Below are 6,387 nucleotides of genomic sequence, written 5' to 3' on the forward strand. Positions count from 1 at the left end.
GGGACCATGGCCCCCTTTTCGGGGGAAGGTGCCCCGCAGGGGCGGATGAGGGGGCGGGCGAAGCCTCGCAATGACCGATCGGCGAGGCGCTGCGCGCCCCGTACCCTCACCCCAACCCCTCTCCCGGCGGGAGAGGGGCTATGGTTCTTCCTTCTCCTGTCGGGACCATGGCCCCCTTTTCGGGGGAAGGTGCCCCGCATGGGCTGATAAGGCCAAACCGCTGCGACCACCTCCCGCGCCGCTGTGCCGCGCGATGAGATGTGCGATGGCTCGCATCGAGACCTGTCGCGTCGCGGACCCTCCGTGATGCCGTGGCTGAGCACCGGCACTCTGATGCCGTCGGAGTCGACGGAAGCTAGCGCGGTAAATCGGGCAATGTGCTGATCGCCAGGCGCCAGGGTGGCGTCCCGTGTCCGAGTTGCCGCGCCAGTTGCACGCACGCCGGATCGTAGGCCGCAGCAAGCACCAACAACGATTCCGCCCCCTCCGCGGCATACGGCTTGCCGATCACGTGGCCCGCTTCCCCGTTGTCCGAGCGCGCCTTGTCGAACGGCACCTGGCTGCCGACGAACTCCGCGTGGCTGCGATCGCCGCGCACATACGGCAGCAGCCAGTCGACGCTGCGCGCCAGCGATGCGCCGTTCGGTGCGCGCCAGTGGTACAGATCCTCACCGCGTTCGGAGAACAGCAGTGCCAGCGTCACCAGCGGACGCAGGTCGTAGACGTGGTAGGACAGCGCATCGCGCTCGACGAAGTCGATGCTGCGGCCGTCGGGCAACAGGTTGTCGGCGATCTGCTGACGAAAGCCGGTGCGGGCGTAGTCCAGCAAGCGCTGATCGTCGAGCGCGGCGCCGATCATGCCCACGGTCTTCAGCCGATGGCTGTGCCAGTTGTTGGTGGCGGTCTTGCGCTTGAGATCGCGCGAGCCGATTTCTGCATCGGCGATCTTGCGCATCCATGCATCGATGGCGCGGCGCTGCGCGTCCGGCAGCGCCGGGCGGACGATGCGGTAGGCGAAGATCGCCGGTTCCAGCCCGGTCTCGTCGATCGGGTTGCCGTTGGGCCCATTGTGCGCGGCCCATTGCGCGAGCTGGTCGCCGGCGGCCAGTGCGTCGCCGCGCTCGCCGTCCAGGGCGTAGCGCAGCGCCAGCGCCTGGATGCGCGGCATGTCGCCCAGGCTGGTTTCGGTCGCCGCCTTCACTGGATCGCCGCGCAGGCGGCCGCCGGTGCTCAGCGTCTCGAGCGGATGTGCCCCCCCCTGCGCGCGTGCCGCATCGGCCAGTCGGGCCTGCGCCGCCTCGACCTGCCGCCAGGCCGGATCGGTGGCAGCCGACGCGTGCAACTGCTGCCATTGCTCCGCGGTCGGCCACAGCCGCTGCACCGCGGCGGCAGGCGTGCTGTGGGTCAACGCGAATCCGGCAAGCACCACGCCGAGAACAGCGTGCGATGAGCGAAGCATGGCGGTCTCCGGAAGCGCTGGCGAGGGTGTCGGGCGACTGTAGGCGCGATGCGGTGAACGCCGGATGGCCCGAGTCCGGGAGCACGGTCGCCAGCATGCGCTCGCCGATGCGCGGATGGCGACGGGTCGTATCGGCGCCAGCGCGGCGTCACGCGCGCGCGGCTGGCAACGCGCGAACCTCCCATCTTCCGCCGGCGAGGGCGCTTCGCGCTGCGTACCCTCACCCCAACCCCTCTCCCGACGGGAGAGGGGCTTTGGCGTTCCCTTCTCCTCCCCGGACCACGGCCTGCTTTTCGGGGGAAAGGTTTCGAAGGGGACGAGCGGCCGAGCGATGTCGTGCCCAACCGGCCGCAACCACGCTCCGACTGTCCTATCGCGCCCGATCCAGCAGCCACAGTTCGACGCGCTCGTTGCGCGCCTTGGCTACGGCGTCTTCGCCGCCGATCAGCGGATGCAGTGCGCCGAGACCGCGTACCCGTTCCACGGCGACACCGCGTTGCACCAGGTAAGCGGCGACCACGTCGGCGCGGTCGTTGCTGGCGATGGTCGGGTACAGCCGGTTGGCGCTGTCCGGTGTGGCGAAGCCGATCACCGCCAGGGCGCGGCCGTGCATCGCCGGCTGTTGCATGAAGGCGACCAATCGGTCGAGGTCCTGAGCGCTTCGCGCTTCGTACATGCCATTGAGCGACTGCAGGCTGAAACGCAGCGTGGTGGTCAGGCGCCGGGCGCCGGTGCTGGCCTGCGCGTAGGTAGCATCCGCGCGGGCAGCGGTGGTGCCGCTCTGCGGCGTGGCCGGATCGACGTCGATCGCCATGGAAATCGGGCCAAGCCGGCGCACCAGCTGTTGCGCCTGCGGGCCGAGGGCGTACAGGGCCAGGCTGCGGCCGAGCGCCGACATCATCTGGCCGCCGTACAGGCTATAGCGCTGGACCAAGGGATAGTCCTCGCCGCGCACGGCTGCTGCCGTCGGGAGCACCGCGATACCGCCGTCGGCGATGGCCAGCGCACGTGTGCCGGCCGGCACCGGCGTGGTCAACCCGACGATCGCCAGTGCGTCGGGATGGCCGACGACGGCGCGTGCCGCCTCGGCCAGGTCGGCATGCAGGACGTTCCCCGGCATGCGCACCGCCGGCAGCGCCAGGCGTTCGCGCAGGAAGTCGTCGAGACCGCCGGGGATGGCACTGCGGTGCAGCGCGATCGGCAGGTCCGCGCCGCCGAGTTGCGACCAGCGCGTGGTCCGGCCGCTCAGGATGTCGCGCAGCTGCGCGACGCTCAGCGTGGCGATGGGGTTGTCGGCGGCGACCAGCACCCGCGCGCCATCCAGGGCGACGACGAACTGTTGGTCCGGCGAGCCCAGGTCGCCGAGCTGCCAGGCGGCCTCGCGTTCGCGCGCATCGGGCTGACGCGCCAGCATCGCCAGCTCGGCGTCGCCATGCACCAGGTCGGCGATGCCGGCGGCCGAGCCGGTGCCGGCGATCTCGACCACCAGCGGCGCATCGTCGCGCACCGCGGCGATCTCCAGCGTCGTCGCATCGACGCGACGACGTTGCAGTTGCCGGTAGCCCATGCTCTGCAGCCAGGCTTCCACCAGCGCAGGCATCAGCCGCGCGCCGAGGCTGTTGGAGCCGTGTACGCGCAAGCGCTCGGCCGGTTGCGCGGACGCGGACGGCAGCGCACACAGCGCTACTGCGCCGAGCAGCAGCAGGCGCAGGGTGAAACGCAACATGGGATCCCCCCTGGGATCTGGACAGGCGCGGCAGTGTTGGCGATCGGCGTGACATCGCAGTGACTGTGCGCATGGTCACGCACGACAACGCGGCGTCGCGGCGTGTCCTGTCAGCGGTCCGCGCGCGACGCGATCGCGCGCGTCGAAAACCTCAGGCCGATGCGAGCCGGCGTGCGGCGGCCTGCGCCCAGCGCGCGGCGATCGCCGGTGAGGTGATGCACACGGCGCTGTCGGTGACCGTGGTGACCGCGCGTTCCAGCAACTGGATGTCGGCTTCGTGCTGCCGCGCAACATGCGGATCCTCGAAGAAGATCGCGCGGTGGCAGCGCCGTTCCAGCACGCGATCGGCGATCTGCGCGTCGCCGCCCATCGGGCCGCTCTGATAGCGGTGCACCCACGCCTGGCCCTGCGGCCAGCCGCGACTCCAGGCCAGTTCGTTGAGCCGCTGCCCGGTGGTGCCGGTGGCCACGCGCTCGGCGAAGCGCGACAGCAGATCGAAATGTTCGCTGGCGAAGGCCAGCATCTGCGGTTTCATCGCATCGTGCGCGATCAGCGCCAGGGTCTGCCGCTGCAGCGCGTACAGGTCGTCGGCGCCGGCGTCGGCGGCCAGCCCGGCGTGGACGCGCTCCATCTCCACCCAATCGCGGGCGCTGGCCACGGTGGAAATGAACGGCTTGCCGTGGATCACGCACTGGCGCTTGAGCGCGATCGCCTCGGGGAAGATCGAGGACGGGTCGACCGGATCGATCAGGTAGATGGCGCCGTCGAGGGTCCGTTCGGCGCCTTCCAGTCCGACGACTTCGGCCACCAGCTTCATCAGTCCGCCCTCGCGGCCGAACGGGTAGCGCTTGAGGCCGGCATGGCCGGCCAGCAGACCGGCCCGGATGATCGCCTCGTGGGTGCGGCCGACCGCGTGCAGGCCGAGCTGCAACTCGCGGATGCCGGCCTCGCTGGCGCGCAGCCAGCGGAACAGCGCGGCATCCTTGCCCTGGTGGTGCAGTCGGTTGGCGGCCAAGCCCAGGCGCATGCGTCGATCCCTGCGGAAGAGGTGCGACAGTCTGCGCCCGATCGCGGTGTCGACTCAATCGCCGCGCGATCGCCGGGCCGCTGCTGCGCATGCCGGCCCTGGCGCTGTCACTGCGTGACCTGCTGCGCGCGCACCGCCAGCACGTCCATCTGCGGCTTGTCGGCGCCGCTCTTGTCCGGCTGCAGGTTGAACGCATAGTCGCTGCGCCACCACGCGCCGCCGGCCCAGGCGGTCCAGCCCAGCCAGACGTCGCCGTTGTCGCGGACGTAGCCGAGCATGGTGTCGAGCGCCGCCAGGCAGGTGGGATCGCTGCTGCTGCCGAACTCGCCGAGGAAGCCGCGATAGCCGTTGGCGCGCAGCCACTGGGTGAATCCTTGCAGGCGTTCCGCACCGATGCTGGTGCTGACGCAGGCGGCGCTGGTGCCGGAGGAGTCGGGATCCAGGTACTGATGCACTTCGAATGCCAGGTTGCCGGCGGGGTCGTGGACCGTCAGCAATCCCTGCGCGTTGGACACGCCGTACCAAGTGCTGTTCCAGCTGTGCGCGCCGCTGAAGGCGGTGCCGGGCACCAGGATCAGGTTGTCGGCGCCGGTGCCACGGATCGCATCGATCGACGCCTGCGCGATGGCCGCCCAATCGCCGGAGGCGAGGCCGTTGGGCTCGTTCATCAGCCCGAATGCCACGCTGGCATCGTTGCCGAAGACCAGCGCCAGGCGCCGCCACAGATCGGCCAGCGCCGCCGCCGGCACCGCGTCGCCGCCGATGCGCACGCCGTCGTACTTGGCGTAGTTGTGCACGTCCAGAATCAGGTGCAGGTTGTAGCGCCTGGCGCGTTCGACCGCGGTGCGCAGCGCGTCGAGTTGCGCGGTGTCGAGCGGGCCGTTGGCCTGCGGCTGCAGTCGCTCCCACAGGAACGGCAGGCGCACGATGTTCATGCCCTGCGCCGCGGTGTACGCGTAGTCGGCGTCGGTGGGATACACATAGTCCTTGAACAGCACGCCGGGCTTCTTCGCCGAGTTGAACTCGGCGCCGGCCAGGTTGATGCCGGCATAGCGCAGCGTCTGCTGCGCGTGGGCGAACGGCGCGCAGGCGGCCAGGAGCAGGCACAGCGCGGCGCGCTGCCGCCATTGCGTGGAGCGGAAAAAACGGAAACTGCGTGGCATGACGGATCCTTCGTGGGGAAAGAGCGGCAGGCGCCGCCGCGATGCGGCGTGCGCGGCCGTGCACCACGCTGCAACCGCCATGCCAGAGCGATCATGGTCATCGGAAATATGCGACGCATTGCACGTCGCACGCCATGCGGGCACCTTCAATCACCTGCTTGTGTACAACCCGGCGGATGCACGTTGCTCTGTAGGAGAGGCTTAAACCCGCAACGGCGCGTGCCCAGGCAAAATTCCTCTGCCGCTGAGCCCGTGAAAGGGCTCGCGCCGTCCCTCGCAGACATGTCCCGACGTGACTTGGAGGTGCCTAGTTGTCGGCGTGCGCCACGGCGTTGTCACGCATGGCGCCGCGCTCAGCGCGTGATGCGCTGCGCCCAGGGCGCGAGGATCGCCATCTGCGGACGGTCGTGGCCGTCGGCGTCGGGCTCCACATTGAACGGATAGTCGGCGCGCCACCAGGCGCCGCCTGCCCAATAGCTCCAGCCCAGCCACAGCGTCGGGTGCTGCGCGATGTCGGCCAGCATGCCGTCCAGCGCGCGCCGGCAGGTGGGAGTGTCGGCGGCAGCGAATTCGCCGAGAAAGCCGAGATGGCCGGTCTGCTGCAGCCAGTCGGTAAAGGCGCGCAGGCGTTGGACGCCGATGTCGTCGCTCACGCAGACCGGGCTGGTGCCGCTGGAATCGGCGTCCAGGTACTGGTGCACTTCGATCGCCACGCGCTGCAGCGGGTCGTGCAGCGTGGCCAGCGCGCTGGCGTTCGAGGAGCCGTCCACCGGCGTGTACCAGCTGTGCGCGCCGGTCCACAGCGCGCCCGGCACCAGGATCAGGTTGCTGGCGCCGGTGGCGCGGATCGCATCGACCGCGGCCTGCGCGGCGGTGGCCCACGCGGCCGGGGTGATGCCGTGCGGCTCGTTCATCAGCCCGAACACCACCGCATTGTCGCTGCCGTAGGCGCGTGCCAGACGCTGCCACAGGTCGACGAAGGCGGCGACCGGCAGGCCGCTGCTGCCGATGA

At 70.2% G+C, this 6,387-nt stretch carries 5 protein-coding genes; all 5 read right to left on the reverse strand.

Features of this window, described 5'->3' with window-relative positions; translation table 11 throughout:
* Positions 1-355: 355 nt before the first annotated feature.
* Positions 356-1,459 carry an alginate lyase family protein gene (locus tag D183_RS0115000; RefSeq protein ID WP_051067631.1) on the reverse strand — a complete coding sequence of 368 codons (1,104 nt, stop codon included), beginning with the start codon at positions 1,457-1,459 and terminating at the stop codon, positions 356-358.
* Between the two features lie 370 nt (positions 1,460-1,829).
* Positions 1,830-3,185, reverse strand: a complete 1,356-nt coding sequence (locus tag D183_RS0115005; RefSeq protein WP_017909725.1) for a substrate-binding domain-containing protein — start codon at positions 3,183-3,185, stop codon at positions 1,830-1,832.
* 151 nt (positions 3,186-3,336) lie between these two features.
* Positions 3,337-4,212: a methylglyoxal synthase gene (locus tag D183_RS0115010; RefSeq protein WP_017909726.1), complete on the reverse strand. Its 876-nt coding sequence runs from the start codon at positions 4,210-4,212 to the stop codon at positions 3,337-3,339.
* A 107-nt stretch (positions 4,213-4,319) separates the two neighbouring features.
* Entirely contained in the window at positions 4,320-5,375 is a 1,056-nt protein-coding gene (locus D183_RS0115015; RefSeq protein WP_017909727.1) for a glycoside hydrolase family 5 protein, read from the reverse strand.
* 353 nt (positions 5,376-5,728) lie between these two features.
* The coding region (locus tag D183_RS0115020; RefSeq protein WP_017909728.1) for a cellulase family glycosylhydrolase at positions 5,729-6,387 on the reverse strand (659 nt) is incomplete at its 5' end.

It is taken from the genome of Xanthomonas sp. SHU 199 (assembly GCF_000364665.1).
In the GTDB taxonomy this organism is placed as follows: domain Bacteria; phylum Pseudomonadota; class Gammaproteobacteria; order Xanthomonadales; family Xanthomonadaceae; genus Xanthomonas_A; species Xanthomonas_A sontii.